This is a genomic window from Pseudoalteromonas sp. J2K-J979, assembly GCF_058169715.2.
Genome location: NZ_CM200282.1, coordinates 51,640 through 77,666 on the forward strand (window position 1 = coordinate 51,640; position 26,027 = coordinate 77,666).

General features: G+C 41.3%; 26 protein-coding genes. 12 read left to right on the plus strand and 14 right to left on the minus strand.

What is annotated here, in order from left to right:
- Positions 1-19 precede the first annotated feature (19 nt).
- From AC3KVK_RS16725 to fucP, 3 genes are all read right to left on the minus strand, one after another.
- Complete coding sequence (locus AC3KVK_RS16725) at positions 20-784, minus strand: basic secretory protein-like protein (protein ID WP_490310530.1); 765 nt, start codon at positions 782-784, stop codon at positions 20-22.
- 2 nt (positions 785-786) lie between these two features.
- Positions 787-3,117 (minus strand): GH92 family glycosyl hydrolase, encoded by a 2,331-nt coding sequence (locus AC3KVK_RS16730; RefSeq protein ID WP_490310675.1) that lies wholly within the window; start codon positions 3,115-3,117, stop codon positions 787-789.
- Between the two features lie 201 nt (positions 3,118-3,318).
- Positions 3,319-4,587 (minus strand): L-fucose:H+ symporter permease, encoded by a 1,269-nt coding sequence (gene fucP / locus AC3KVK_RS16735; RefSeq protein ID WP_490310529.1) that lies wholly within the window; start codon positions 4,585-4,587, stop codon positions 3,319-3,321.
- 134 nt (positions 4,588-4,721) lie between these two features.
- On the opposite strand from fucP, the gene AC3KVK_RS16740 reads away from it, so the two are divergent.
- From AC3KVK_RS16740 to deoC, 3 genes are all read left to right on the plus strand, one after another.
- Entirely contained in the window at positions 4,722-5,909 is a 1,188-nt protein-coding gene (locus AC3KVK_RS16740) for an AGE family epimerase/isomerase (RefSeq protein WP_490310528.1), read from the plus strand.
- On the plus strand, positions 5,909-6,844 hold the full coding sequence (locus AC3KVK_RS16745) for a carbohydrate kinase family protein (protein WP_490310527.1): 936 nt from the start codon (positions 5,909-5,911) through the stop codon (positions 6,842-6,844). The genes AC3KVK_RS16740 and AC3KVK_RS16745 overlap by 1 nt, the downstream gene beginning before the upstream one ends.
- Before the next feature lie 196 nt (positions 6,845-7,040).
- Entirely contained in the window at positions 7,041-7,817 is a 777-nt protein-coding gene (gene deoC / locus AC3KVK_RS16750) for a deoxyribose-phosphate aldolase (RefSeq protein ID WP_490310526.1), read from the plus strand.
- Between the two features lie 42 nt (positions 7,818-7,859).
- On the opposite strand, the gene AC3KVK_RS16755 is transcribed toward deoC, so the two are convergent.
- From AC3KVK_RS16755 to AC3KVK_RS16770, 4 genes are all read right to left on the minus strand, one after another.
- Positions 7,860-8,390, minus strand: coding sequence for an RNA methyltransferase (locus AC3KVK_RS16755; RefSeq protein ID WP_490310525.1), 531 nt, complete (start codon positions 8,388-8,390; stop codon positions 7,860-7,862).
- A 5-nt stretch (positions 8,391-8,395) separates the two neighbouring features.
- Positions 8,396-8,896: a YcgN family cysteine cluster protein gene (locus tag AC3KVK_RS16760; protein WP_490310524.1), complete on the minus strand. Its 501-nt coding sequence runs from the start codon at positions 8,894-8,896 to the stop codon at positions 8,396-8,398.
- 84 nt (positions 8,897-8,980) lie between these two features.
- Positions 8,981-10,009 (minus strand): lytic murein transglycosylase, encoded by a 1,029-nt coding sequence (locus tag AC3KVK_RS16765; protein ID WP_490310523.1) that lies wholly within the window; start codon positions 10,007-10,009, stop codon positions 8,981-8,983.
- Complete coding sequence (locus tag AC3KVK_RS16770) at positions 10,006-10,287, minus strand: YcgL domain-containing protein (protein ID WP_490310522.1); 282 nt, start codon at positions 10,285-10,287, stop codon at positions 10,006-10,008. Before AC3KVK_RS16770 ends, AC3KVK_RS16765 begins: the two co-directional genes overlap by 4 nt.
- 135 nt (positions 10,288-10,422) lie before the next feature.
- Here AC3KVK_RS16770 and minC point away from each other — a divergent pair, with 135 nt between their 5' ends.
- Genes minC through minE form a run of 3 tightly spaced genes read left to right on the plus strand, consistent with a single transcriptional unit; the run spans position 10,423 to position 12,201 of the window.
- Complete coding sequence (gene minC / locus AC3KVK_RS16775) at positions 10,423-11,124, plus strand: septum site-determining protein MinC (protein ID WP_490310521.1); 702 nt, start codon at positions 10,423-10,425, stop codon at positions 11,122-11,124.
- Positions 11,125-11,129: 5 nt separating this feature from the next.
- Positions 11,130-11,939 carry a septum site-determining protein MinD gene (gene minD / locus AC3KVK_RS16780; RefSeq protein WP_490310520.1) on the plus strand — a complete coding sequence of 270 codons (810 nt, stop codon included), beginning with the start codon at positions 11,130-11,132 and terminating at the stop codon, positions 11,937-11,939.
- 1 nt (position 11,940) lies between these two features.
- Positions 11,941-12,201 (plus strand): cell division topological specificity factor MinE, encoded by a 261-nt coding sequence (gene minE / locus AC3KVK_RS16785; RefSeq protein WP_490310519.1) that lies wholly within the window; start codon positions 11,941-11,943, stop codon positions 12,199-12,201.
- 36 nt (positions 12,202-12,237) lie between these two features.
- Here the strand turns inward: minE and rnd are convergent, their stop codons facing one another.
- The 3 genes from rnd to AC3KVK_RS16800 all read right to left on the minus strand — a co-directional run bounded on the left by rnd (position 12,238) and on the right by AC3KVK_RS16800 (position 16,055).
- Positions 12,238-13,368 carry a ribonuclease D gene (gene rnd / locus AC3KVK_RS16790; protein WP_490310518.1) on the minus strand — a complete coding sequence of 377 codons (1,131 nt, stop codon included), beginning with the start codon at positions 13,366-13,368 and terminating at the stop codon, positions 12,238-12,240.
- 44 nt (positions 13,369-13,412) lie between these two features.
- Positions 13,413-15,074 (minus strand): long-chain-fatty-acid--CoA ligase FadD, encoded by a 1,662-nt coding sequence (gene fadD / locus AC3KVK_RS16795; RefSeq protein WP_490310517.1) that lies wholly within the window; start codon positions 15,072-15,074, stop codon positions 13,413-13,415.
- A gap of 123 nt (positions 15,075-15,197) precedes the next feature.
- Positions 15,198-16,055: an alpha/beta fold hydrolase gene (locus tag AC3KVK_RS16800; protein ID WP_490310516.1), complete on the minus strand. Its 858-nt coding sequence runs from the start codon at positions 16,053-16,055 to the stop codon at positions 15,198-15,200.
- Between the two features lie 110 nt (positions 16,056-16,165).
- On the opposite strand from AC3KVK_RS16800, the gene AC3KVK_RS16805 reads away from it, so the two are divergent.
- Entirely contained in the window at positions 16,166-17,452 is a 1,287-nt protein-coding gene (locus tag AC3KVK_RS16805; protein WP_490310515.1) for an alkaline phosphatase, read from the plus strand.
- 28 nt (positions 17,453-17,480) lie between these two features.
- Here the strand turns inward: AC3KVK_RS16805 and AC3KVK_RS16810 are convergent, their stop codons facing one another.
- The 4 genes from AC3KVK_RS16810 to AC3KVK_RS16825 all read right to left on the minus strand — a co-directional run bounded on the left by AC3KVK_RS16810 (position 17,481) and on the right by AC3KVK_RS16825 (position 20,745).
- Positions 17,481-17,783 carry a hypothetical protein gene (locus AC3KVK_RS16810; protein ID WP_490310514.1) on the minus strand — a complete coding sequence of 101 codons (303 nt, stop codon included), beginning with the start codon at positions 17,781-17,783 and terminating at the stop codon, positions 17,481-17,483.
- Between the two features lie 74 nt (positions 17,784-17,857).
- Positions 17,858-18,541 carry a tRNA (adenosine(37)-N6)-threonylcarbamoyltransferase complex dimerization subunit type 1 TsaB gene (gene tsaB, locus AC3KVK_RS16815; RefSeq protein WP_490310513.1) on the minus strand — a complete coding sequence of 228 codons (684 nt, stop codon included), beginning with the start codon at positions 18,539-18,541 and terminating at the stop codon, positions 17,858-17,860.
- A gap of 1 nt (position 18,542) precedes the next feature.
- Complete coding sequence (gene yoaA, locus AC3KVK_RS16820) at positions 18,543-20,456, minus strand: DNA repair helicase YoaA (RefSeq protein ID WP_490310512.1); 1,914 nt, start codon at positions 20,454-20,456, stop codon at positions 18,543-18,545.
- Positions 20,457-20,529: 73 nt separating this feature from the next.
- Positions 20,530-20,745 carry a hypothetical protein gene (locus AC3KVK_RS16825; RefSeq protein WP_490310511.1) on the minus strand — a complete coding sequence of 72 codons (216 nt, stop codon included), beginning with the start codon at positions 20,743-20,745 and terminating at the stop codon, positions 20,530-20,532.
- 335 nt (positions 20,746-21,080) lie between these two features.
- Between AC3KVK_RS16825 and hisG the strand changes: the two genes are divergently transcribed.
- The 5 genes from hisG to hisH are packed head-to-tail and all read left to right on the plus strand — an operon-like array spanning position 21,081 to position 26,001.
- A complete protein-coding gene (gene hisG / locus AC3KVK_RS16830) occupies positions 21,081-21,980 on the plus strand; it encodes an ATP phosphoribosyltransferase (RefSeq protein ID WP_490310510.1) in 900 nt (299 codons plus the stop codon).
- A gap of 5 nt (positions 21,981-21,985) precedes the next feature.
- Entirely contained in the window at positions 21,986-23,272 is a 1,287-nt protein-coding gene (gene hisD, locus AC3KVK_RS16835) for a histidinol dehydrogenase (RefSeq protein ID WP_490310509.1), read from the plus strand.
- 3 nt (positions 23,273-23,275) lie between these two features.
- Positions 23,276-24,340, plus strand: coding sequence for a histidinol-phosphate transaminase (gene hisC / locus AC3KVK_RS16840; protein WP_490310508.1), 1,065 nt, complete (start codon positions 23,276-23,278; stop codon positions 24,338-24,340).
- Positions 24,341-24,352: 12 nt separating this feature from the next.
- Positions 24,353-25,414 (plus strand): bifunctional histidinol-phosphatase/imidazoleglycerol-phosphate dehydratase HisB, encoded by a 1,062-nt coding sequence (hisB, locus tag AC3KVK_RS16845; protein WP_490310507.1) that lies wholly within the window; start codon positions 24,353-24,355, stop codon positions 25,412-25,414.
- Positions 25,411-26,001, plus strand: coding sequence for an imidazole glycerol phosphate synthase subunit HisH (gene hisH, locus AC3KVK_RS16850; protein ID WP_490310506.1), 591 nt, complete (start codon positions 25,411-25,413; stop codon positions 25,999-26,001). Before hisB ends, hisH begins: the two co-directional genes overlap by 4 nt.
- Positions 26,002-26,027: the final 26 nt, after the last annotated feature.

Here is a 26,027-nt window from a genome sequence, read left to right on the forward strand (position 1 = left end):
ACCGCCTTTCGGCGGTTTTTTATTTTAAGCTCAATTGATATTGTTGCCAACTTTCATTGAGATTAAGCTGGTTGATCTCTGCAAAGGTTTGCCACGACCATTTAATGGTATCATTCGGATCCAATTGCTGATTAATGACAGACAGTGAAATCTCATCATGGTGTTTGATTAACCAGTCTAAATAAAACGCCGTTTTTTTATAGCCAGAATCATAGTTCCCACCGACTTTTCGATGGCTAAGCTCAACATAGCCTGCTTGAATTCTAACTACATCTGCAATGCCTTCGATCACTGGGCCTATTTCTGCGTAATTATGATCATCGAGTTGATAAGCATGGGCAATTTCATGATATAAAATACCAATCAGTTCCTCTGTCAGCACGTCTGGATCATGGCTTAGTGAAAATTTTTCTAAATAGTCTCGACTGACCTTAATTATTGCGCCATTAAAATCGCCATTTTTATACGCCACCCCATCGAAACTGCTTAGAACAATTTTGAGGCTAGGAAGCTTTGGCGCCAAATGCGCTTCATCATAGAGTAATCGGGCAACATTGAAACTAATCTGTTTGATTAATGGCACCGTTAATAACGGCCAAACCGGATGACTTGCCTGAGCTTCTGTTTTAATTTGCACATCCGGTAATTGATAATCTAACCAAGCAATATCTGAATTAAAAGACAGTGTATTCAATGTCAAAGCTTCGCCCTGACTGGTGAATGACAGGCTAAGAGCCGCAACAACTAAAGCCACTTTTAAACAAGGTAAGGAAGTTCTATTCACTCTCATAAACCAGTACTCATTGAAGGTGGACGATGATTCTGCGCTTTACCCCAATTTTTATTCGGTTGGTCACTCATCACAACAACGAGTGTGCCACCTGCCATTATCTGTTGATGCGTAATAAAACTTCGAGACAGCGGCTTATCATTGAGCGTCACGCTCTTAATATATTGATGAGTCTCGCTAAAATTTTTTGCAACAACAGTGAAAATCTGATTATTCGGTAGTGTTAACGAAATACGGGGCAATTGAGGTGCACCAATGGCATAGCTTAAATCACCCGGTGCAACAGGATAAAAACCCATAGCCGAGAAGATATACCAAGCAGACATTTGGCCTACATCATCGTTTCCCGCTAAACCATCGGGTTTATCCGACGATAACGTATCCATAATTTGACGAATGCGCGCTTGAGTACGCCAAGGTTTACCTGCATAGTTATACAGATACGCAATATGGTGACTTGGTTCATTTCCATGGGCATAGTTACCAATTAAACCCGCTATATCTTCATGCTCTTTGATCATTTCATCAGATAAATGAGTGTCAAATAGAGCATCAAGGCGCTGTTCAAACTGATCGTCCCCCCCCATTAAATTAATTAAACCTTGAACATCGTGAGGAACATAAAAGGTATATTGATTGGCATTACCTTCTGTAAATGGCCCCATGTACTTGGCTTCTTCAGGATTAAATTCAGGATCCCACTGCCCTTTGCTATCACGTCCACGCATATACCCCGTTTGTTTATCAAATACGTTTTTATACGACAGCGCTCGTTGATAATATGCCTTGGCGTCAGTCGGTTTACCCATCGCTTCGAGTAGTCGCGCAATTGTGAAATCATCATAAGCATATTCAAGAGTAATCGAAACAGACTCAGGCAACACATCCATTGGGACATAACCAAATTGTTTATATTCAGACGTTGCATCATAAATTGGACTATTCGCTGTTGCTAACACAGCCTCTAATGCCAATTTCGTATCAAAGTTTCGGATCCCTTTTAAATACGCATCCGCAATCACAGAGACAGCATGATAACCAATCATCGTCCAAGTCTCATGGCCATGGAACGACCAAATCGGCAGCATATCGTCATAACTCTGTTGGTAATGATCGAGCATTGATTGCACCATTTCACCCACACGTTCTGGATCAATATAAGTTAACAATGGGTGAAGGGCACGATAGGTATCCCAAAGAGAGAACAAGGTATAATGTGTGTGATCTTTGCCTTGATGGATCTCTCCATCGACACCTCGATATTCCCCATTGACATCCTGATAAATCGAAGGAGCTTGCAGTGCATGATAAAGCGATGTGTAAAACTGGCGTTTTTGCGCCTCGCTGCCCTGTGCTTCAAATTTGCTTAAGTAGTGATGCCATTTTTTGGCTGCGCTAGCCCGTAAGGCTGTAAAATCCCAATCTGGAATTTCTGTATTTAAGTTTTCTAGTGCATTTGATTTACTGACCGCAGATAAGCCAACTTTGATTTTAATAGGTTGCTTGGTAGGGTTATTAAAACTGGCGACAAACTTTATCGCTTTACCCGCAGCTTCCTTTACTTGTTTGTTTTCGATTGTTGAGTGTTTTTCTTTTCCAAGACAGTCCATACAACGGTAGCGGTTATCATCAAGGTTGATAAACTGATAACTATCTATAGGTTGTGAAAACTCGATTGCAAAATACATTTGACGATTATTCGCCCAGCCATTCGTTGCCCGATAAGCCACTAGCGTGTGATCGTTTATTTTTCTAATATCACTCCAAATCACTTTATGCTTAAAATTGTAAATGGCTGTAGTTAAATCCAGCATAATATGTGCTTGCTGGCCTTTTCTGAATGTATATTGGTGCATCCCCGCTCGCTCTGTCGTTGTCAGCTCAGCCTTTATTTCGCTGTCGAGTAATTCAACAGCATAATAACCTGGGCTGGCCCATTCTTGATCATGAGAAAATCGTGAGCGGTAACCCGAATCAGGATCGGTCGACTTACCTGGGTTTAGTTGTACAGTATCTATCATTGGCATAATTAATAAGTCACCCAAATCAGCGTGCCCAGTGCCGCTAAAATGCGTATGTGAAAAGCCGACAATGGTAGCGTCATCATAATGATAACCCGCACAGCGTTTATAGATTTCAGGCTGTGGGTCTACCCCTCGCATCACGGTATCGGTGTCTGGGCTCAATTGCATCATGCCAAATGGCACGACAGCACCAGGAAAGGTGTGTCCATCCCCTCCTGTCCCAATAAAAGGATCAACCCATTTATTATTTGATTGCCCATAAACCGAAGTTGTAAATACGATTGCACTACAAACGACGGGCATTAAAACTTGTATTATTTTCATTATAAGCCCAATTAGACCGTTCCAATAAATTTAATAGTACCGTGATTATGAATACGTATTCAATACATAGATTTAAAAAAGATGAAATTATTGAGAAGCAATCGATTTAATTGATATTTATTACAGATACTTAAATAAAAAAAGAGCGCGAAATCGCACTCTTTTTAAACATAGTGGATACTATTTCTCTGGCAGCCAAGTGTGTTGTAATTTTGTCACATTGAATGCGAACCATAGAATAAACACATAACACACAGCAGGGATCAAAAAGCTAATCTGAATATCTGCGATATCAGCGATAAACCCTTGAACCAGTGGGATAATGGCACCACCAACAATGGCTAAACACAACCAACCTGATCCCTTGCTTGTCTGTGAGCCAAGCCCTTCAATGGACAAAGTAAAAATAGTTGGAAACATGATTGAATTGAATAAACCGATGGCAAGGACCGAGTACATTGCAATATGACCGCTGGTATTAACCGTAACAAGCAATAGCGTAATCACCATCGCACTGTTAAATAACAAGACTTTCCAAGGTTTCACTGTTTGCATTAAGTAGGCACCAATAAAACGCCCGACCATCGCCCCACCCCAATAATAACTAATCAGTTTAGCGGCAGCGTGTTCTTCCAACCCAGCAATGTGAGGATCAGCAAAATAATTGACTAAGAAACTGCCAATAGATACTTCAGCCCCTACGTAACAAAATATTGCTATCACGCCCATTAATAAGTGTTTCGCTTCAAGCAAAGACCGCTCTGGCTCATGGCTGCTGTTATCTGAATGATGTTCATGTAATTCAGGTAATTTTAAAAATGCAAACACGATTGCAATACTGAGTAGCGCACCTGCAATCATTAAATAAGGTAATTTAACCGAATCTGCTTGAGCAGCTTCATTAATCAACGCACCTGTGCCACCAAAAAATAACGCGGCACCAACTATCGGTCCTATCGTTGTTCCGAGTGAATTCAAAGCTTGAGCTAAATTTAAGCGACTAGAAGCGGTTTCAACTGGGCCAAGCGCAGCTACATAAGGGTTAGCAGATACTTGTAAAATAGTGATACCACCAGCCAAGATAAATAAGGCCGCTAAAAATAGGCTATATTCATGCACAGCTGCAGCCGGATAAAACAAACAGCAACCTAAGGCTGCGACTGTCAAACCAATAATCACCCCTTTTCGATAGCCTACTTTACGTACCAACATACCCGCAGGTAACGACACAATAAAATAAGCTCCAAAAAAGCAAAATTGAATTAGCATCGCTTCGGTATAACTTAAATCGAAGACCGCTTTTAAACGGGGAATTAACACATCATTTAAGACGGTAATAAATCCCCATAAAAAAAACAAAGTCGTCATTGCTGTTAGCGGTAACAGGTAATTTTTATTATCTTGAGCCTCACCAGTTGAGAAAGACTGGTTTAAATTCACTTCACTCACATTTAACTCTCCATTAACGTTGTGCTTCGATTGTACACAGCAAGGATATAAAATCACAATTAATTTAATGGATCGTTCCAAAAGAAAATTAAAACAGGTATAGTTTATTTAATCAGATATAAATTGAGCCAATCATGCCAGACTTTAAATCCATTGAATTTTTGCGCCAACATATACAATCCATTATGGCGTTTTACGATCCACGTAGCCTTGATCAACAAGGTGGTTTTTATCATTTTTTTAAAGATGATGGCACTGTTTACAATTCAAGTACCAGGCACTTGGTATCCAGTACACGGTTTGTGTTTAATAACGCCATGGCCTATTGCGAGTTTAATATTCATGATTATCAATTGCGAGCCGAGCACGGCCTGAAATATCTTAACCAACAGCATCGTCAAGAAAATGGCGGTTTTGCTTGGTTGCTTGAGAATAACCAGGTAGCTGATGGCACAAATCACTGCTATGGCTTGGCGTTTGTTTTACTTGCTAATGCTGTAGCGATTAAAGCTGGCGTTTTAGCTGCAAGCGACGCACTCGTGACGACGTGGCAGTTTTTAGAAAAGCACTACTGGCAACCCAATCATGGTTTATATTTAGATGAAATCAGTGATGATTTTTACCAGACAAGTCCATATCGTGGTCAAAATGCCAATATGCATTTATGTGAAGCACTGATCACTTGTTATGAGGCCACAGATAACACTCTGTATCTTGATCGTGCTTTACTCATCGCTCACAACATAACAGTTCGTCAAGCAGACTTGGCCAATGGATTAGTGTGGGAACATTACGATCAACATTGGCAAGTAGATTGGATTTACAACATCGATAATCCGAAACATTTATTTCGTCCTTGGGGTTTTCAGCCCGGACATTTAACGGAATGGGCGAAACTGTTGATCATGCTAAATCGACATCGTCCGAACGTTTGGCTTGTTGAACGTGCTGAAGCCTTATTTTTGACCGCACTTGATACAGCTTGGGATCAAGAGCATGGCGGCATCTATTATGGTTTTGCCCCCGATAAAACAATTTGTGATGATGATAAGTATTTTTGGGTGCAAGCTGAGTCAATCGCGGCAGCAGCACTATTGGCAATAGAAACAGGTAAAGCAGTGTATTGGCAATGGTATGATAAAATTTGGCAATATGCGTGGCAACATATGATTGACCATAAGCATGGTGGTTGGTACCGCATTTTAACGCGTGATAATCGGCCCTATAGTGACGAAAAAAGTCCCGCAGGAAAAACAGATTATCATACAATGGGCGCCTGTTATGAAGTGATCCGAGCACTAAGATTAAAGGAGAAATGTTAATGAGTGTAATTTGTTTTGGTGAAGTACTCATTGATTTTTTGTCAAATGGCCAAAGCCCAGAGTCATTTACTAAATTTGCGGGTGGTGCACCAGCGAATGTCGCCGTTGGGATAAGTAAACTAGGGGGCAAAAGTTCGTTTTGTGGCATGTTAGGTGATGACATGTTTGGCCAGTTTTTACATCAAGAGCTTACTCATTTTGGCGTCAACGTTGAGTATTGTGTCGCGACTTCAGCGGCCAAAACTGCACTGGCTTTTGTCTCACTCAATGAACAGGGCGAGCGCTCGTTTAGTTTTTACCGACCACCTGCCGCTGATTTATTATTTAAAACAGAACATTTTGACCAACAAATGTTTGCTTCTCATGGTTACTTCCATTTTTGTAGTAATAGCCTGACAGAAAAAAGTATTCATCAAACCACCATAGCAGGAATTGAATTAGCCAAGCGCCATGGTTTATTAATTAGTTTTGATATGAATTTAAGGCTTAATTTATGGCCTCACCAGCGATATACCGCAGAGCGGATCTGGCAATGTATATCTCATTCTCATATCCTTAAGTTGGCCAAAGAAGAATTAACTTTTTTGTCGAATAACAGCCATAAACCCAGTACCGATGAACACACCATTGCACGCTGTTTAGGCCTTGGCGTTAAACAAATCATCATCACTAATGGGGCTGATCCAATCACCATTTATAGCCAGCAACACACTCGCCAAATTAATGTCTCTGCTATCGAAGCCTGCGATACGACCGCTGCAGGTGATTCGTTTATGGCGGGGGTATTATTTTATCTTGATAAACGCGCTGTTTCTGTTTCAGATCTGACAGACGATCACCTAACTCGCGCAGCTGAGTTTGCTGCAACATGTGCTGCTGTGACCGTCAGTCGATATGGTTCGTTTGTTGCGCTTCCAACACACAATGATCTTTAAATTATGGGCAGTAAAATCAAACTTAATGATTGATTTTTTTAAACCACAGGCTGGTGTTTGGCACCAGTTTGAGGTCTACTAGTCTTGTATTGGTTTAAATGGATTTAAATTAGCCAATCGCTAAGTCTTCAAGGAACCAAGTCCGCGTTAAAAGCCGCGCTTTGCTGCTGACCACTTATAGTTTAGTAGGTAACCCATGGAACAATATGAACATGCCAAACAGGCATTGCAACTCATCGATCTCACTAGTTTAAATGATACAGATACCGACCAGAGCATTATTCAACTGTGCCAACAAGCCAAAGTTGGCCCGTTTAACGTGGCGGCATTATGTGTTTACCCTCAGTTTATAACATTAGTAAAAACCACCCTCGAACAGCTTGCACTTTCATCGGTGTTGGTTGCTACAGTAGTGAATTTTCCTGAAGGTAATGATCCTCTTGAGTCTGTACTTAAACAAACACAGCAAGCACTTGACAACGGCGCTGATGAAATTGATTGTGTGATCCCCTATCAATCGCTTTTACAGGGAGATGAACAAGCTGTGACAACCCTAGTCAAAGCCGTTAAAAAAGTATGTGGCCAGCACACTCTCAAAATCATTATTGAATCTGGCGCCTTGCAAAACGAAATAATGATAAAACGAGCCAGTGAATTGGCTATCTTTGCTGGTGCAGATTTCATTAAAACCAGTACAGGAAAAGTACCAATAAATGCGACTCTACCTGCCGCATCGATTATGCTCAATGTGATTAAGACAAGTCAGAAACCAGTTGGTTTTAAAGCGGCGGGTGGCGTTAAAACTCTCACACAAGCAAAAGAATATTTGCATATAGCGGCTCAAATAATGGGGGAACAGTGGATTAATTGCCAACATTTTAGATTTGGTGCTTCGGGCTTGCTACATAACTTACAAGCCGTATTATCAAATCGAGTCGCTACACAGCAAGAGCAAGTTAAATCTGATTATTAATCGCAGCCAGAGAGAGAAAAACCACCATTTGGTGGTCTTTTTCTATCTGTTTAACTTTTTAATGTCGCTCAGCACTATTTTATTATTCGCATCGCGACTTTGCCTTATCAACTCATCACCATCAACGATGTGCTCGGATTTAGCCAGTCGATCGTACAAAAGTACATTCACGGTGGCCGCTAAATTCATACAGCCAATGGTGGGAATATATACGACCTCGTCACACCAAGCTAACACGTCTTTACTGACTGAGCCGTCTTCAGGGCCGAAAACATAAAAAGCATCATGGGGATGGGTAAATTTTGGTAAGGAGGTCGCCCCTTCAATTAATTCAACTGCCACGACTTTACAGGTTGATGAGCGTACCTGTTGTAAATCTTCAACACCGACTAATGGTATTTTATCCGTAATATTTTTAGTATCAGTGTGAAATTTTCTGGCTTTATCAAAACGTGTGCCTGTGTAATAGACATTATTGACACCGTAACAGCCTGCGGCACGCATGACAGCCCCAACATTGGTTGGACTTTTTGGGTTAATCAGCCCTATTGCCACTTTTTTACATTGATCCATATCGATTAATCCATATCAAAGGTAGGCCAAGTAGCAATGTAATCTTGGAAGTTATCTAAATTGACTTCGTTGTCTTTTACAACTTTATCTTTCACACTGATCCCAGCGTCATGCATCACTGTTTTGTCGCCACCATGATGAAGTGGATGCCAACTAGCCAAACCTCGGCCTTCGTGCAGACGTCGGTAGCTGCAACTTTGCGGCATAAAGAAAATATCTTTTAAGTTTTCTTTCGTGAGTTTGACGCAGCTGGGCACGAGGCGTTGTCGATTTATATAATCAGTACACGTACAGGCTGATGCATCTAAGTATTGACAAGCAATGTTTGTAAAGATGACTTCTTCACCATCGCGTAAAGTATCTGTCGGCGTAAATTCATCCTCATCTTCATCACTGTCGATAAATGAATTCAAACAACACTTGCCACAACCATCACAAATGGCTTCCCATTCTTGTTGTGTCATTTCTGACAAACTTTTCTGTTGCCAGAAACTCTCTTGTAACATACTACTTCAACCTAATCGCCCCGATAAGGCGGGCATTTTAGCCCAAAGCCTTAAGCGGCGCAAAAATGATTGAATGAATAGAGACTAAATCTTCGGATAACCAATTTGATCTGATAAGAAACCGACTGACGTGGCAAAATAGTAAGAACGATTCCAATGCATTAACGCTTTATAATTGTCATACGCTAAATACATACGTCCATTGATATCATCAGGCATCACCAGCGCAGCTGTTAGCGTCACATCTGGTAAATTAGTCCCATCTGCACGTCTTACACCTAAAGCCTGCCATTTGCTTAAGTCACGTTCAGATACTTTCCATTCGTTGAGCCACTCTTTGCGAGAGCGTGTACCACGCTTAAGTACATACTGCGCATCAAATGATTCAGGAAGTTGCACTTGTCTTCCCCAAGTTAACGAGTCATTCCAACCGGCTTGTTTCAAATAATTAGCAATTGAAGCAAAGGCATCGAGTTGGTTTTGCCAAATATCTTTTTTTCCGTCTTTATCATAATCAACTGCATACGCCATAAAGGAAGTGGGCATAAACTGAGTTTGACCCATCGCCCCCGCCCATGAGCCTTTGAAATTATCAATATCAATATGTCCTTGCTTTAAAATATCTAACGCAGCCCACAATTGATTTTTATACATGGTTTCACGTCGCCCATCGAAGGCCAAGGTCACTAACGAGGAAATGACTGGGAACGAACCTTGAATTTTACCAAAATTACTTTCCAACCCCCACAACGCAACAATAAACCGTGCTTGAACACCAAATTCCTCGGCAATTTTTTCAAGTTCTACTTTATTTTCTGCATACAGTTTGCGAGCCCGGTCGACTTTCCATTTTGGTACCCGTTTTGGCAGGTAGGTTTCGAGTGTCTCTTTCACTTCGGGTTGATTTTTATCCGCTTTAAGCACTTTCTTTTTAAATGTGACTGTCGCGAATGCTTGTTCAATTAATGCCGATTCATACCCTTTTTCTAAAGCTTCAGACTTTAATTTGACGACATATTGATTAAATTTTTCTTGTTGTTCATCTGCGTTAACTGCACTTGTCAAACATAAACCTGCAGCACTAAAGACTAAAAACGCAATTTTTTTTATCACAGCTGATTTGCTCCATTTTCTTTTCTGAGTTGGTCTAGCAGATTGTCAGTTGGTGGTGGGATTTGCAAGTAAAAACCTTTATCGGATAGTTGTTCACGCACTTTATCAACGTCAGCAACGCCGAGGGCTTTTCTATCACGAATATTGATTACCATCACGAGTATTGGTTTACCAAAAGTCGACATTAACGCTTCTGGCACCTTGGAAAAATCATCTTTTCGTTCTACATAAAGATAAGTATCAATTTTTTTACTACTTTTATAGACAGCGGTTAACATTCTATGCCTTTTACGTCTTGCTTATAGATGGTCGACACTATAACATGGAAGAATTAAAAAGTGAGAGAATTTGCGGCCGGCGCTAGCGTTAAACAACGATTAAATAATAAAGGTACGCGGATCATTAGAGCCCCTATGTCAGAACAAATATTCGAATTAAAAGGCAATTTATTTACCCTATCGGTTTTACATTTGTATCAAAGCGATAGTGCCCTTCTTGCCAAACAATTAGACGAAAAAATAGCACAAGCCCCTAAATTTTTTTATGGCGCCCCCATCGTTATAAACCTGCAATCAGTACAAGAACAAGCACTCGATTTTACAGCACTCAAACAAATATTATTAGATTTAAAGCTTAACCCTGTTGGTATATGCAATGGCAGTGAGGGACAAAATGCTCAGGCAAAAGAGGCCATGTTATCCGTGCTCAATTATGCACAAGATAATAAACCAGCTGCACCTGTCTCTTCTAGCAACTCAATAGTTGAAAAAGAAGTGTATTTACCCCCTCAAGTCATCCAAGGTACGGTGCGCTCTGGCCAACAAGTTTATGCCAAAAACCGCGATTTAATCGTTCAAGGCTCCGTGAGTCACGGAGCAGAAGTCATTGCTGATGGCAATGTTCATATTTACGGTACGCTAAGAGGGCGTGCTATAGCTGGCGCACAAGGATACAGTGACGCACAAATATTCTGTCAGAAATTAGAGGCAGAGCTTGTTTCAGTCAATGGAAATTACTGGTTAAGTGAATCACTCCAAGGTGCTCACTGGGGTTTACCAGCCTGTGTGCAATTAAAACAAGAAACTTTAGAAATTACCGCATTGGTTAAAGGATAACACTCATGGCAAAAGTTATTGTCGTTACTTCAGGTAAAGGTGGTGTAGGCAAAACTACATCAAGTGCAGCAATCGGCACTGGCCTAGCTTTAAAAGGGTACAAAACCGTTATAATTGATTTCGATATTGGTTTGAGAAATCTAGACTTAATAATGGGCTGTGAGCGTCGAGTAGTCTATGACTTCGTCAATGTTATTAACGGTGAAGCAAACCTTAACCAAGCTTTGATTAAAGATAAACGAGTCGAAAAACTATTTTTACTGCCAGCTTCACAAACTCGAGATAAAGATGCGCTCACCAAAGATGGCGTTGAAAAAGTACTGAATGAATTAAAAGAAACGTTCGATTTTATCGTGTGTGACTCACCAGCAGGTATCGAAGCAGGTGCGATGATGGCACTGTATTTTGCTGATGAAGCCATTGTGACCACGAACCCTGAAGTGTCTTCTGTGCGTGACTCAGATCGCATATTGGGCATTTTACAAAGCAAATCAAAACGTGCCGAAGAAGGCCGAGATCCAATCAAAGAGCATTTATTGTTAACCCGCTATAACCCTGAGCGTGTTGAGCGTGGTGAAATGCTCTCAGTCGAAGATGTTCAAGATATTCTTGCTATCGATTTGTTAGGTGTTATTCCTGAATCTCAAGCAGTACTTAATGCATCTAACTCTGGTCAACCTGTGATCTTAGATGGTCAATCAGACGCTGGCCAAGCATATCAAGATGCCATAGAGCGTCTGCTTGGAGAAGTGATAGATTTTCGCTTTTTAAGCGTCGAGAAAAAAGGTATTTTCAAACGGATATTTGGAGGATAGTGTGTCATTATTAGATTATTTTCGCTCACCCAAGAAAGCAACGGCATCCGTTGCAAAAGAGCGCTTACAAATCATCGTAGCGCATGAACGTTCGCAGCGAGGCACACCTGATTATTTGCCGCAACTAAAACAAGATATTCTTGATGTGATCCGCAAATATGTCGCCATTAGTTCAGATCAGGTTCAAGTCCAATTTGAACAAAATGAAGACGATTTATCCGTGCTAGAGCTTAATGTGACTCTACCTGACGAACGTAAATAACATCCAATAACAAAGGGTTGCTTTCGCAACCCTTTGTTATTTATCCCAATCATCTAAGCTGTTACCAATTATTTTTTTTCGCCAACCCGTCATTAGATCTGGTACTAAAGACGCTTGTTTATCAGCTGCTGATAATTTCCAATGCCAAGATAAAAATTGATTAATTTGTTTTTTACTCGCGATTACATCCAGCGGGATCCCTGTTGCATCTGCAACTTTTGCCAGCCGCTGCTTAATGATTTTAGCAAAACGTTTGTATTGTGGAAAATCTATCAGTCTTTTGACTTTTTCAGGTAAGAGTTCTGGTGAACCATTTTGGCCTTTGCTGACACAGGCTAAGATTTCCTTCCCTGATTTATTTACTTCCATCACTTCAACGCCAGGCACATTGCGTAACTGAGTTAAAGATTGAGGTTTCCGTCTCGCTATTTCGAACATGTTATGTTCTTTCAAAATAAAGCCAAGTGCCAAATTCTTATTGCGCGCTTTGTCACGGCGCCAGACCGCTAACTCTCTTAAAATTGCCAATTCAGATGGTGCCAATTGCCACGCATTTTTAATCTCGAGGTACAAGGTTTCGTTGGGCGTCTGGTACGCACGTTTACAAACAAGTAATTCGCTTTCCCCTAATACAACCTCGAGCAAATCACGTTCAGCTATTTGTTGATAAATAATCTCAAAACAAGGCATTAAATGAAGCACATCACCTGCTGCATATTCAAGTTGCTTGGTGGTAAGAGGACGTTGCAACCAATTAGTGCGCGATTCACTCTTATCTATTTCTAAGTGGAGGAGTTTTTCAACCATTGAAGCAAAACCGACACAATTTGGCTCTCCCAATAATGACAGAGCAAATTGTGTATCAAACATCGGGCTAGGCACACATTGGCCATGTTTGATACATACTTCAACATCTTCAGAGGGTGAATGAAACACTTTTAAAATCGACTGTTCAGTCATCAACTGCCAAAAAGCCGTTAAATCTAAATCACTACACGGATCTATCAATGCTAAATGTTCGCCATCATATACTTGAATAAGCGCGATTTCAGGATACAGAGTACGACGACGCATAAATTCGGTATCGATGGCAAGAATGGTTTTTTTTGCAATACGTTCGAGGTACTGATTGAGTTCTGACTGGTCTGTTATGGTTTGATAATTCAAATCTTCGCCCTTTTATTAGAAAAGCCGGCATTAGCCGGCTTTTCTTAACTTGCTTCTTTTAAGGCACGCCTTAAAATTTTCCCAACATTCGTTTTAGGGAGCTCTTCCCTAAACTCAACAAATTTAGGGACTTTGTAGTTAGTTAGATTTTTTCGACAATGGTCTATTATATCTTTTTCTGTTAAAGATTGGTCTTTTTTAACAACAAAAATCTTCACTTGTTCGCCACTAATTTCATGGGGCACACCCACTGCAGCAACTTCAAGGATCCCCTGATTCATCATGCAGACTTCTTCGATTTCATTTGGAAACACGTTAAAGCCAGAGACGATGATCATGTCTTTTTTACGATCAACAATAAAGAAAAATCCTTCATCATCATATGTCGCAATGTCACCAGTCGCAAACCACCCATCTTTCATGCATTCAGCTGTTGCTTCTGGTCGTTTATAGTAGCCTTGCATAACTTGTGGGCCTTTCACCCACAATTCGCCAGCTTCACCTTTAGCAACCTCTTGGCCATCTTCGCCCATGATTTTTATATCGGTGCTCGGAGCTGGTAAACCGATTGAACCGTTGTAACCATCTAAGTCATAAGGGCTTATCGTTACCAAAGGTGCACATTCAGTTAAACCATAGCCTTCAACGAGTCGACTTTTAGTCACTTGTTGCCAGCGCTCAGCAACCGGCCTTTGCACTGCCATTCCACCGCCTAATGAGAGTTTTAGATTTGAAAAATCTAATTCATCAAACCCTGGCGTATTCAATAAACCATTAAATAACGTGTTCACACCGGTAATTGCAGTGAATTTATTATTTTTTAGCTCTTTAACAAAACCTGGCATATCACGAGGGTTTGTGATCAGGAGATTTAAGCCTCCGTATTTCATGAAAGTGAGGCAGTTCGCTGTCAAAGCAAAAATATGATATAGTGGAAGTGCCGTGACCACGACTTCTTTTCCACGATCAAGTACTTTATCTAAGCAACCAGATACTTGCTCGAGGTTTGCAACCATGTTGCCATGGCTTAACATTGCCCCTTTCGAAACGCCAGTTGTTCCACCTGTATATTGCAAGAAAGCAAGATCTTCATGATGAAGTTCAGGACGTTGATATTTTCCTTCATCTGCATCAGACATTAATTGGTTGAACGCAATCGGGTTTGGTAATTTAAAGGCTGGCACCATTTTTTTAATGTGCTTAACCACAAAATTAACCAAATGTTTTTTTAGCCCACCACACATGTCGCCAATTTCACTCAGGACAATATGTTTAACTTGTGTCTCTTGTAACACCTCTTCAAGAGTATGAGCAAAGTTTGCCAAAATGATGATAGCTTGGCTGTCCGAGTCATTAAGCTGGTGCGCTAATTCTCGCGCTGTGTAAAGTGGATTAACATTCACCACAGTACAACCAGCTCTTAAGGTACCAAGAATCGCGATAGGGGTTTGCAATAAATTGGGCATCATAACTGCCACTTTATCGCCTTTTTTTAGCCCTAAATCATTTTGTAAATAGGAAGCAAATTTCTTTGTCGCCAGATCTAATTCTTGGTAAGACAGAGTTTTGCCCATATTGGCAAATGCAGGTAACTGCGCATAGTCTGCGAAACTTATTTCAAATAGGTCTAGCAGGGAGTTGTAGTGTCTTGGATCTATTTGTTCAGGCATGCCCTCGGGATACCTTTTAAGCCAGATTTTATCCACCGTTAGCCCCTCTTATTTTTATTCATTATAGTAACCTTAAATCAACTAAGGCGATTAAACAATTGAGTATTTACTCTAAATGGTCGCACATCATCACACATTTGCTTAAAAGTTACAATTAGCTCACGATAAAGGCGTGATGATTCCTTGTAAGACTTGCGCTACAGCTATGGGATTATCCATATGACAGTGGTGACCACCTTCAACATTAAATACTGTTATTTTTTTATATTCAGGTCCAAACAGCTCATAGGCTGATTTCATTTGCTCCAAGCCAGAAGCCGCAAGAATTAAATTCACTGGTATGCGGATCTCTTGACAAACTGCTTTAGCCTGAGCTAAGTCAAACCTAAAACCTGAATGATGTTTTAATTTTGGGTCAATGGTGAGTTTTACGCCAGTCCCATCAACAATTGTATTTCGTTCCATTAATAATCGACATGATTCTAATGAAAGATCGCTAACTTTCAATCGTTTATCAATCAACTCATCAATATTTTTGTAGCCACTACGTTGAGTTTTTTTTAGTCTTGTTCGTTCCCTCATTATAATTGCTTGTCGCAGTTGTGTTACTGTGTCTTTTTCGGATGTCGTAACAAACCCAGCGCCGTCAATCAAGGTTAACGATTTAACCATCGACGCAAAGCAAGCAGCAAAAAGACTGACCACCATCGCGCCCATCGAGTGCCCGACTAAATGAATGGGACCTTCATAATTTTGTGATATGACTTGATATAAATCATCGACATAATCGATGAAATAATAATGCGCCTGCGAGTGTCGCCAATCAGATAACCCATGTCCAGGTAAATCCAGTGCGACAGCATTAATTTCTTTAAGTTCAGAGAATAACGGTAAAAAACTCGCGCTATTATCTTGCCAACCATGCACTGCGAGTAGAGTATCAGCGGTTTTATCACCACATTGCTGAGCGCTGATCTTTAAGTCTGGGGTATTAAAGGTTAGTTGATTTATTCTCATGTTACTTTCCTTAACTTTTCGGCAGGTATTTTGAGTGTTTTACCGATTTTTAGTTTTTATTCTCGAGTTTTCACCCTAAAATGGCCTGTCGTTAATAAAAAGAACATACTATGAAATACATGATTTCCCTAGGCGCAATTAGTTTATTTTCAAGCGCACTTTACGCAAACTCTCCAAAAAACATCATCTATATGATTGGTGATGGTATGGGCCCTGCTTATACTACTGCCTACCGTTATTATTCTGATAATCCGGCAACTAAAGATGTCGAAACAACGATATTTGACCAGCTTTTAACCGGTATGGCGCGCACTTTCCCCGATGATCATACTTATGTTACCGACAGCGCGGCCGGCGCTACTGCACTCAGTACCGGACAAAAAACGTATAATGGTGCTATTGCTGTTGATACGCATAAAAAGCCGTTATTAACAATGCTTGAAATTGCCAAACAAAAAAATATGACAACGGCTTTGGTTGCAACATCACAGATAAATCATGCCACACCAGCCAGTTTTGCGGCTCATAATATTCATCGTAAAAATTATAACGAGATTGCTGATGACTATATCGATAATAAAATAAACGGCCAGTACCCTGTTGACCTTTTACTCGGAGGCGGAACTAAGTATTTCATTCGAGAAGATCGTAACCTAATCGCCGAATTCAAAAAAGCAGGCTATTTATACACAGATAAACTGTCTGATCTTCAAAACATTGGTCAACTACCTGCTATCGGCTTATTTGCCGATATTGCCATGAGTTACGCAGCTGATTCAGGTGAAAACCACCTGTCATTAATGACCAAGAAAACTCTGGATTTGCTTACTAATCAAAACGAAAAAGGTTTTTTTGCCATGATTGAAGGCAGTCAAATCGATTGGTGTGGACATGCAAACGATATTCGGTGCGCAATGGCTGAAATGCACGATTTCGCTCAAGCCGTTACATTAGCAAAAGAGTTTGTAGATCAACATCCAGATACTTTGCTTGTCATCACAGCGGATCATTCAACAGGAGGATTAACTCTGGGTGCGCATGGCGAATACAAGTGGGATACATCCGTAATTAAAGAAGTCAGTGTCAGCGCGAGTAAATTAGCGTCAGAAATAACACAAACGTCAGATGTTAAACAAACATGGGACCACTATGTAAAATGGCCGTTAACCACTGACCAAGTTGACATAATACGTAACGCTAAAAAGATTGATAATGAATCTATCTTTAATGCAGTGCGAACAATTATAAATGAAAAGAGTTATACCGGTTGGACGACGGGCGGTCATACAGCAATTGATGTGCCTGTTTTTGCCTACGGCGCTGGCAGTGAGCAATTAAGAGGCCACCTAAACAATACTGATATCGCCAATACGCTCATCGACTTTATCAAGCTATAAAAATCAGGAGGCAATGTCTCCTGATAATTTATGCATAAATATCGACACCAACAAGTTGCTGAATTTCTTCCCTTCTATCTAAGTTTGCTAGCGTTTTATAAACTTGGATAGCTGCACTCATCTTCTGTGTAGGTTGATCATAAATGGTTGAGTGCGATTCATTAAAGGGATTTTGCTTGGTTAAGTTTAGTAGCGTGTTTGCGTCAGCTCTAATGTATGGCTGATGCTGAGATTCTGAGGAAGCTGTTGATTGCAGATCAGCCTGCACCTTTTTTGCGGCAGGCCGATATAATCGAACTGAATCAATGTTTGAATTTACAATCAAACTCACAACGTTTCCCTATAAGTTGCAGACGCTAGTAAGTATAAATGACAATTTAAAATTTTACATAGGTTATAAAACAATCATTCTCGACCCGGTAATTTCTTCCATGTTACGGTATCGCGTACATAAACAGGCTGAGCCTCTTCAGCCGATGTAGCCAAGCCCTGTTCAAACTGTGTTTGGGCTATAACCAGCATATATTCACTGTTTGGCAATAAAATCTGTCCATCAATACGAATCATCTCACTCAAAATAATTTCTGGATAGGCCTGCCACCCTGTTCCCACTGCAACTCCTTTAACATCATCTAACACCAATTCACCCGGCTTCAGAACTGCTTCATCACCAACCAGCTTTGCCATGCCATTCTTGTCACGCTGGTAATGAGCGAAATAAACCTCGGACATACGCGCATCAATCGCAACAAAAATATTATCCACCGCATGTTTTTCTAACGCTTCTTGAGCCATCACTTGCATAGTTGAAATACCAACAACCGGTATGTTAGCTGCGTAAGCGAGCCCTTGTGCGATAGAAACACCAATACGTACGCCAGTAAAACTTCCGGGTCCACGACCAAATGCAATAACATCGATATCGTTTAAATTAACAGCGGCTTGAGACAACATAGCTTTGATTGTCGGTAAAATTTTTTGACTATGCTGCTGCGGGCACTCTTCAAAATGACAACTAGTACGCTGCGCTTGAACAGCTACAGATAATGCTTCAGTGGATGCGTCAAACGCTAAAATATTTTGGCTCATATTACTCTATTAATGTTAAAAATTCGGCGGCTTTATCTAAATCTCGGGTCCGGCTCATTGGTGGTAAGCTCGCTAAAAATAAACCACCATATTGTTTTGTGACCAAACGGTTATCACAAATCACCAACACCCCCTTGTCCTGTTGATCACGAATTAAGCGACCGACCCCTTGTTTGAGCGTAATAACCGCTTGTGGGAGTTGAATTTGTGAAAATGGTTCTCCCCCTTGTGCTTTACAATCACGCATTCTAGCTTGTAACAAAGGATCATCTGGCGCAACAAAAGGAAGTTTATCAATAATAACACAACTTAGGCTACTTCCACGCACATCAACCCCTTCCCAAAACGAAGCTGTGCCGAGTAACACTGCATTACCATGACGTTGATATTTTTCTAACAAGATCCGCTTTGATGTTTGACCTTGGACGAAAATAGGGTAGTCGACCAACGAGCTCAGCCCTTGGGCAACCAGATTCATAACCCGATAACTTGTAAATAATACAAAACAGCGTCCTTTTGCCGCATTGATCATTGCCAAAGAAACCTTTACCAGAGCATGAGCCATTTCAGGAGAGTTGGCTTCGGGTAAATATCTTGGTAAACACAATAGTGCTTGATTGGGGTAATCAAAGGGGCTATCAACAATGATACTTTGTTTCGGAGTTAAACCAAGAGCTTGATTAAAATGCTTTAATTCACCGTTTACTGAGAGCGTAGCAGACGTGAAGATCCATCCAGCTTGAGATTGCTCGATTAATTGGGCAAATTTTTCTGATATATTGAGCGGCGTTACATGAAAACTGACATTACGTCGAGTTGTTTCATACCAATAACTAAAGCCGACTTCTTTAGTGTCGAACATCGTTTCTAGCAGTTTACGTAAACTGACACAGCGATCGAATAAATGAGTAATAGAGTCCGTGCGTTCCAACGCTAATTTGGTCACTTGATATAAAAAAGTGATGTCATTGACGATTCGTTCGACTGCTCGTGTAATGCTCGGATTTTTGAGCGCTTCACGCCAATCTGCACGAATACTATCAATCGGAAATTGCAGACGAAAGTCCGCGACACTGGACTCGAGTTTATCGAGTGCTTTACCGAGTTGGATCATGTCGAACAGCTCAGTTCGATACACTAACCTTAGATCTTTAATCAGATCAAACAAGGATTTTGTGCTGACCGTCTGACCAAAATACTGACTCGCAATTTCTGATAACTGATGTGCTTCATCAAAAATATACGCATCTGCAGTTGGAATAAGCTCACCGAAACCGCCCTCTTTTACTGCCATATCAGCAAAAAATAAATGGTGATTAACGACAACTAATTCGGCTTCAATCGCATTCAAACGAGCATTTTTTATATAACACTGATCGAACTCTGGGCATTCTTTCCCTAAACAATTTTCGGCGGTCGAAGTGACATAGGGTAACACTTTGGCATCTTCTTCAATACCGATACAATCAGCCATATCACCTGACTGAGTTTCGGTAGCAAACTTAGCAACCATAGCAAGTTCATGCATGATGTCATTGTCATCAGTCGGCACATGACTAACATGCTGGTTTAATCGATGTGGGCAAAGATAATTAGCGCGGCCTTTTAGTAACGCCGTTTTCTTACCTTTGGTAAGCACTTTTAATAATTTGGGTAAATCTCGATGATAAAGTTGTTCTTGTAAAGCTTTAGAGCCCGTAGAAATGATGACTTTTTTGTCACTGAGTAACGCAGGAGCAAGATACGCAAACGTTTTACCTGTACCAGTGCCCGCCTCAACAACTAATTGCTGCTGATGTTTGATCGCGTGCTCAACAGCCAGTGCCATATCAATTTGCGCTTGGCGAGGTTGGTACCCTTTAATCTGCAGTGCCATCGGACCCGAAGCACTAAATACATCTGCTAAATTCGCCATTAAAAAGCTAAGTAAGGACCTAAGAAAACAGGATAGTACGTGACTCTCACTAAGATAACCAGCTCAAATTCCTTTACGCCCACGTATCTAAGTGACTCCCTTTTTCGTCTTCTTGTTCATCAGGCTCACTTTTATCATCTGAGAGCATTCTTTTTTTTAAATCTAACTGCTTTAAATCTTTTGTTAATTTCTTAATTTTCGCATCTTGCACACCCGCAACAATAATTGAACGCCTTTCAAGTGGTGTTACATAAGCAATTCGAGGCAAGAAAGGCAAAATCGCATCCATTAACAACTCCTTAAATTATACCGTGTACCTAATCTATATTATCGACAGTTATACCATATTCTTTAAATGACGAAATTTTTTATTGCACCCGTAGCCAAAGCATGATTATCTATATAGCAAGTAAACAATACTTAAACATTTATTAACAAGAGTACATACAATGACGTTTAACCTGAACACTATTCATCATCACCATCATTCATCGGAATAGCCTTTCAGGTCTTTCGCTGAGGGGTTATTCCTAAAAAGGAACCTCCAGCGTCTTGTTAAACCAAATCATTTCGCCCCGAGGTTCCCCTCGGGGTTTTTAGTTTTACTAATTAGGAAATGATAAAATGACAGATTCAACTCGCTTACGCATCGCAATTCAAAAATCAGGCCGTCTATCGAAAGACTGCCAAGATCTCCTCAAACAGTTAGGTGTCAAACTCGAATTACGCGAGCAACGCCTAATCGCACACGCAACCAACATGCCGATTGATGTTCTCCGTGTTCGCGATGACGATATTCCAGGCTTAGTCATGGATGGTGTCTGCGATTTAGGCATCGTCGGTGAAAATGTGTTAGTCGAAGCTCAGGCTGAGCGAGCTCGTCAAACTTTGCCAAGTGAAGTAAACAAACTTGCTAAGTTAGATTTTGGTTATTGTCGCTTAGCTTTAGCCTGGCCACAAGAGCTGGGCGCGCAGTCAAAACAGTGGTTTGAAGGCAAGCGAATTGCGACCACATACCCTGAAATTCTCTCGCAATATTTAATCCGTGAGAACATTAAAGCCAGCGTGGTCATGCTGACCGGCTCAGTTGAAGTTGCCCCTAGAGCAGGGTTGGCTGATGCAATTTGTGATCTTGTCTCTACTGGCGCTACGCTTGAAGCCAATGGCTTAATGCAAGGTGAAACAATCTTAGAATCAAATGCATGTCTAATTCAAAACCCAGCTTTACAAGACGACGCAAAATTATCACTAATCAACAAACTTTTGCCGCGCTTACGCGGTGTAAAGCAAGCTAAAGAAAGCAAATACATTATGTTGCACGCACCTAAAGCGCGTTTAGATGAAATCTGCGCATTATTACCGGGTACTGGTCAACCCACGGTTTTAGCGCTTGCTGGTTCAGAAGAGCTGGTTGCGTTGCACATGGTTAGTTCCGAAACGCTCTTTTGGGAAACTATGGAGTCACTCAAAGCCTTAGGCGCAAGCTCAATTTTAGTTATGCCTATTGAAAAAATGATGGAGTAAGACCCATGATACTGTGGAATGAGGTGTCTTTAACTGAGCAAACTGCCGCGCTAACCCGCCCAGCAGTAAGTCAAAATGATGTCATTTTAGAGGCAACACAACAGATTATTGCACGTGTTAAAGCAGAAGGTGATCAGGCATTAATCGAGCTTGCTGCACAATTTGATCAACGTGATAGTGCTCGTTTACGGGTGCCATTTGATGAAATCGCCCAGTCAGGCGCATTATTAGCACCTGAACTAAAGTTAGCGATTGAGCAAGCTTATACCAACATTTTAAAGTTCCACACCGCACAGCAACCGAGTGATATTAGACTAGAGACAACCCCAGGTGTCGTGTGTGAATTAAAATATCAAGCCATTGAAGCGGTCGGTATTTATGTTCCGGGAGGAAGCGCACCGCTCCCCTCCTCTGTGTTAATGCAAGGTGTCCTTGCACAATTAAGTGGCGCAAAAACGGTTGTTTTAGCTACGCCTGTCAAAGGCAATTCCCCCATTAACCCAGCTATTTTATACGCTGCGTATTTATGTGGTATTAAGACAATAATAGAAGCTGGGGGCGCAGGAGCAATTGCGGCTCTAGCCTATGGTACCGAATCAGTCCCTAAAGTCTTTAAAATTTTTGGCCCGGGAAACAGCTTTGTAACCATGGCCAAGCAATTAGTCTCACAACAAGTGCCGGGGCTCGCAATTGATATGCCTGCAGGCCCATCTGAAGTATTAGTGATTGCGGATGAACGTGCAGATCCGAAGTTTATTGCTGCCGATTTGTTATCACAAGCGGAGCACGGAGCTGACTCGCAAGTCATCTTATTATGTAATTGCCCGCTTATCATTGAGCAAACTCAGTGTGCAATAGACGATCAGCTCAAAAGCCTATCCCGCGCCGATATCGCTCGAGCAGCATTGGCAAATTCAGCGTTTATTTTGATTGATTCAATTGAGCAAGCATTTGATGTTTCAGCGCAATATGGGCCTGAGCACTTGATCTTACAACTCGAGGATGCGCCACGCTATGTGCCGTTGGTCAAGAACGCGGGTTCTGTTTTTGTCGGGGACTATACCCCTGAATCAGCAGGTGATTATGCGTCCGGTACCAACCATGTTTTACCCACTTATGGCTATAGCCAAGTGTATTCAAGTCTCAATTTATTAGACTTTTATCGTACTTACACCGTACAAACAATTAGTCAAACTGGTCTCAAAGCGTTATCAAGCGCTATCTTACCTCTGGCCAATGCCGAGGGATTAGATGCACATGCTCGAGCAGTGAGTATTCGGTTGGAGAAATAAAGAATGAACAATATGATTGAACAACTACTACCCGATAATATTGCAAATTTAAAGGCCTATAGCTCTGCAAAAAGTGAGAAATTAACCGGCAACACTTGGCTCAACGCCAATGAAAGTCCTTTTGTAAAAACGATAAACCTCACCCTCGAGTCGCTTAATCGCTACCCTGAACCTCAGCCTGAAAGTGTGATTAAAGCGTATGCAGATTATGCACAAGTCGACTGTAACAATGTCTTAATGACGCGTGGAGCGGATGAAGGCATCGAGTTATTAATTCGCACCTTCTGTCAGCCAAAAAAAGACAGTATTGCGATATTTTTACCCACCTACGGGATGTATAAAGTCACTGCGGATAGCCATGATGTCGCAATCAATGCTTTGACTCAATTAGAACTTCAGACAGGCTCCGTGGCCGCGCTCGTCAAAGAAATAGGATCAAGTAAGTTAGTCTTTATTTGTAACCCTAACAACCCAACAGGTGAAATGATCTCTGTTGAGCGCATAAAAGAAATCAGCGCGCAATTGAGTTCAAAAACCTTATTAGTCGTTGATGAAGCCTATATTGAATTTTGCCATGAGCAAAGTGCAGTCTGCCTTATAAATGAACTGTCGAATGTCATTGTATTAAGAACCCTGTCTAAAGCATTTGCATTAGCAGGACTTCGTTGTGGTTTTACTCTCAGCCGTCCAGAAATACTTGCTCCGATTCGTAAAGTAATTGCACCTTACCCAGTATCAACCGTGGTCGCTGCCATTGCAGAGCAAGCCTTAGACAAAGAATCAATTAACACGATGCGGACCCAAGTAGAAGAGCTTAATCAGTTAAAGCAAACACTCATCGCACAGTGCAAAAAGTCAACCGCCATTGAACGAGTGTTGTCGGGCGAAGGAAACTTTGTCACAGTCAAATTAGTTAAAAGCAGTGTCATGTCGGTCGCTCAAGAAATGGGGTTGATCATGCGCCCCTTTACATTATTTGGTCAAGAAAATTGGTTACGGATCAGTATTGGGAATCAAACCGAGTTAGACCAAGTTACTATTTGGCTCGATGCCATCAATCAACAATAAGAGATAGTCGTAATGCGTTTTCCATATTTATTTATTGACCGTGATGGCACACTAATTTTTGAGCCAATCGAAGATAAACAGGTCGATAGTGTCGCCAAAGTTAAATTAGAGCCAGGGGTGATCCCTGCTCTGTTGCAATTACAATCTGCCGGATACCGATTGGTGATCGTGTCAAATCAAGATGGATTAGGGACCGACTCTTTTCCACAGGCTGATTATCAAGTGGCGCACGAGCACATGATGGATATTTTTAGTAGCCAAGGGATCAAATTTGAAGAGGTGTTAATTTGCCCGCACTTTACCGAAGATGAGTGCCAATGTCGTAAACCCAAAACCGGGCTTATGACAGGCTACCTGCGCTCAGGTAAAGTTGACTTAGCACGTTCCTTTGTCATTGGTGATCGCCAAACAGACATTGGCCTTGCACAAAATATCGGCTGTGAAGGCATACTTTATCAAGGTGATTGGCAGGCGATTACCACCCGCTTACTCACCCCAAATCGGTGTGCATCAATTTCAAGAAATACCAAAGAAACCCAAATATCGCTGCAACTCAACTTAGATAGCCCAGCGAAAGGGACAATCGAAACAGGCCTTGGCTTTTTTGATCACATGCTCGACCAAATTCGCACCCATGCCAATATTGAGCTTGACATCAAAGCCGCTGGTGATCTGTATATTGATGAACATCACTTGGTTGAAGATATCGGTATTGCACTCGGCCAAGCAATAAAAACAGCGCTGGGGACCAAATCACAAATTGCGCGTTATGGTTTTGCCCTGCCCATGGATGAATGCAAAGCTGAAGCTCAAATTGATTTATCCGGCCGAGCTTCTTTTGTTCTCAATGCTGAATTTACTCGAGAAAAAGTCGGCGATATGGATGTGCAAATGGTCGAACACTTTTTCAAAAGTTTAACCGACAACGCCGCACTGAGTTTAATTTTGTCAATCAGCGATGGAAATTGCCATCACCAAGTAGAAGGGTTATTTAAAGCGTTTTCTCGGGCATTAAGAATGGCGATTGCCAAAGATGAAAGCCAAGTGCTAGCGAGTTCAAAGGGAATGTTATGATAGCTATTATTAATACCGGTTGCGCTAATATTAACTCTGTGCGCTTTGCGTTTGAACGACTTAACTGTCCTACTGAAGTAATCAATCGACCTGAACAACTCGCCCAATATGATCGCGTTATTTTGCCTGGAGTCGGTCACGCCAGCGTGGCGATGAAACGTCTGATTGACGGTGGCTGGCAAGCAGCAATTTCAGAGTATGAAAAGCCATTAATGGGAATATGCCTTGGTATGCAGCTTTTATGTGACTCGACTGAAGAAGGACATATCGCTACCTTAGGCTTGATCCCTGGCCAAGTACAATTGCTCAATACTGGCGATTTAACATCACCACACATGGGTTGGAATACCCTGAATGTCGAGCGCCCCCATGCACTCACAGAAGGATTAACCAATCAAGATCAAGTGTACTTCGTTCACAGCTTCGCTCATCGGTGTAATGAGGCCACTTTAGTCAGTGGAGAGTACGGCAATCGTTTTTCAGCCATCGTGGCCAAAGATAATTATGCCGGTATGCAATTTCACCCTGAACGTTCTGCGAAAGTGGGCGCGAAATTATTAACCAATTTTATTGAATGGCGCATTTAAGCAGCCGCAACCAAAAGAGATGTAAA

Bases quoted from the DNA above. Each gene is read 5' to 3' on its own strand.
- hisG (WP_490310510.1), top strand. From the start codon at position 21,081: ATGACAGATTCAACTCGCTTACGCATCGCAATTCAAAAATCAGGCCGT.
- AC3KVK_RS16740 (WP_490310528.1), top strand. From the start codon at position 4,722: ATGCCAGACTTTAAATCCATTGAATTTTTGCGCCAACATATACAATCC.
- AC3KVK_RS16805 (WP_490310515.1), top strand. From the start codon at position 16,166: ATGAAATACATGATTTCCCTAGGCGCAATTAGTTTATTTTCAAGCGCA.
- AC3KVK_RS16745 (WP_490310527.1), top strand. From the start codon at position 5,909: ATGAGTGTAATTTGTTTTGGTGAAGTACTCATTGATTTTTTGTCAAAT.
- hisD (WP_490310509.1), top strand. From the start codon at position 21,986: ATGATACTGTGGAATGAGGTGTCTTTAACTGAGCAAACTGCCGCGCTA.
- hisB (WP_490310507.1), top strand. From the start codon at position 24,353: ATGCGTTTTCCATATTTATTTATTGACCGTGATGGCACACTAATTTTT.
- yoaA (WP_490310512.1), bottom strand. From the start codon at position 20,456: ATGGCGAATTTAGCAGATGTATTTAGTGCTTCGGGTCCGATGGCACTG.
- AC3KVK_RS16760 (WP_490310524.1), bottom strand. From the start codon at position 8,896: ATGTTACAAGAGAGTTTCTGGCAACAGAAAAGTTTGTCAGAAATGACA.
- AC3KVK_RS16825 (WP_490310511.1), bottom strand. From the start codon at position 20,745: ATGGATGCGATTTTGCCTTTCTTGCCTCGAATTGCTTATGTAACACCA.
- AC3KVK_RS16730 (WP_490310675.1), bottom strand. From the start codon at position 3,117: ATGCCCGTCGTTTGTAGTGCAATCGTATTTACAACTTCGGTTTATGGG.
- tsaB (WP_490310513.1), bottom strand. From the start codon at position 18,541: ATGAGCCAAAATATTTTAGCGTTTGACGCATCCACTGAAGCATTATCT.
- hisC (WP_490310508.1), top strand. From the start codon at position 23,276: ATGAACAATATGATTGAACAACTACTACCCGATAATATTGCAAATTTA.
- AC3KVK_RS16800 (WP_490310516.1), bottom strand. From the start codon at position 16,055: ATGAGAATAAATCAACTAACCTTTAATACCCCAGACTTAAAGATCAGC.
- deoC (WP_490310526.1), top strand. From the start codon at position 7,041: ATGGAACAATATGAACATGCCAAACAGGCATTGCAACTCATCGATCTC.
- AC3KVK_RS16770 (WP_490310522.1), bottom strand. From the start codon at position 10,287: ATGTTAACCGCTGTCTATAAAAGTAGTAAAAAAATTGATACTTATCTT.
- minC (WP_490310521.1), top strand. From the start codon at position 10,423: ATGTCAGAACAAATATTCGAATTAAAAGGCAATTTATTTACCCTATCG.
- AC3KVK_RS16755 (WP_490310525.1), bottom strand. From the start codon at position 8,390: ATGGATCAATGTAAAAAAGTGGCAATAGGGCTGATTAACCCAAAAAGT.
- hisH (WP_490310506.1), top strand. From the start codon at position 25,411: ATGATAGCTATTATTAATACCGGTTGCGCTAATATTAACTCTGTGCGC.
- minD (WP_490310520.1), top strand. From the start codon at position 11,130: ATGGCAAAAGTTATTGTCGTTACTTCAGGTAAAGGTGGTGTAGGCAAA.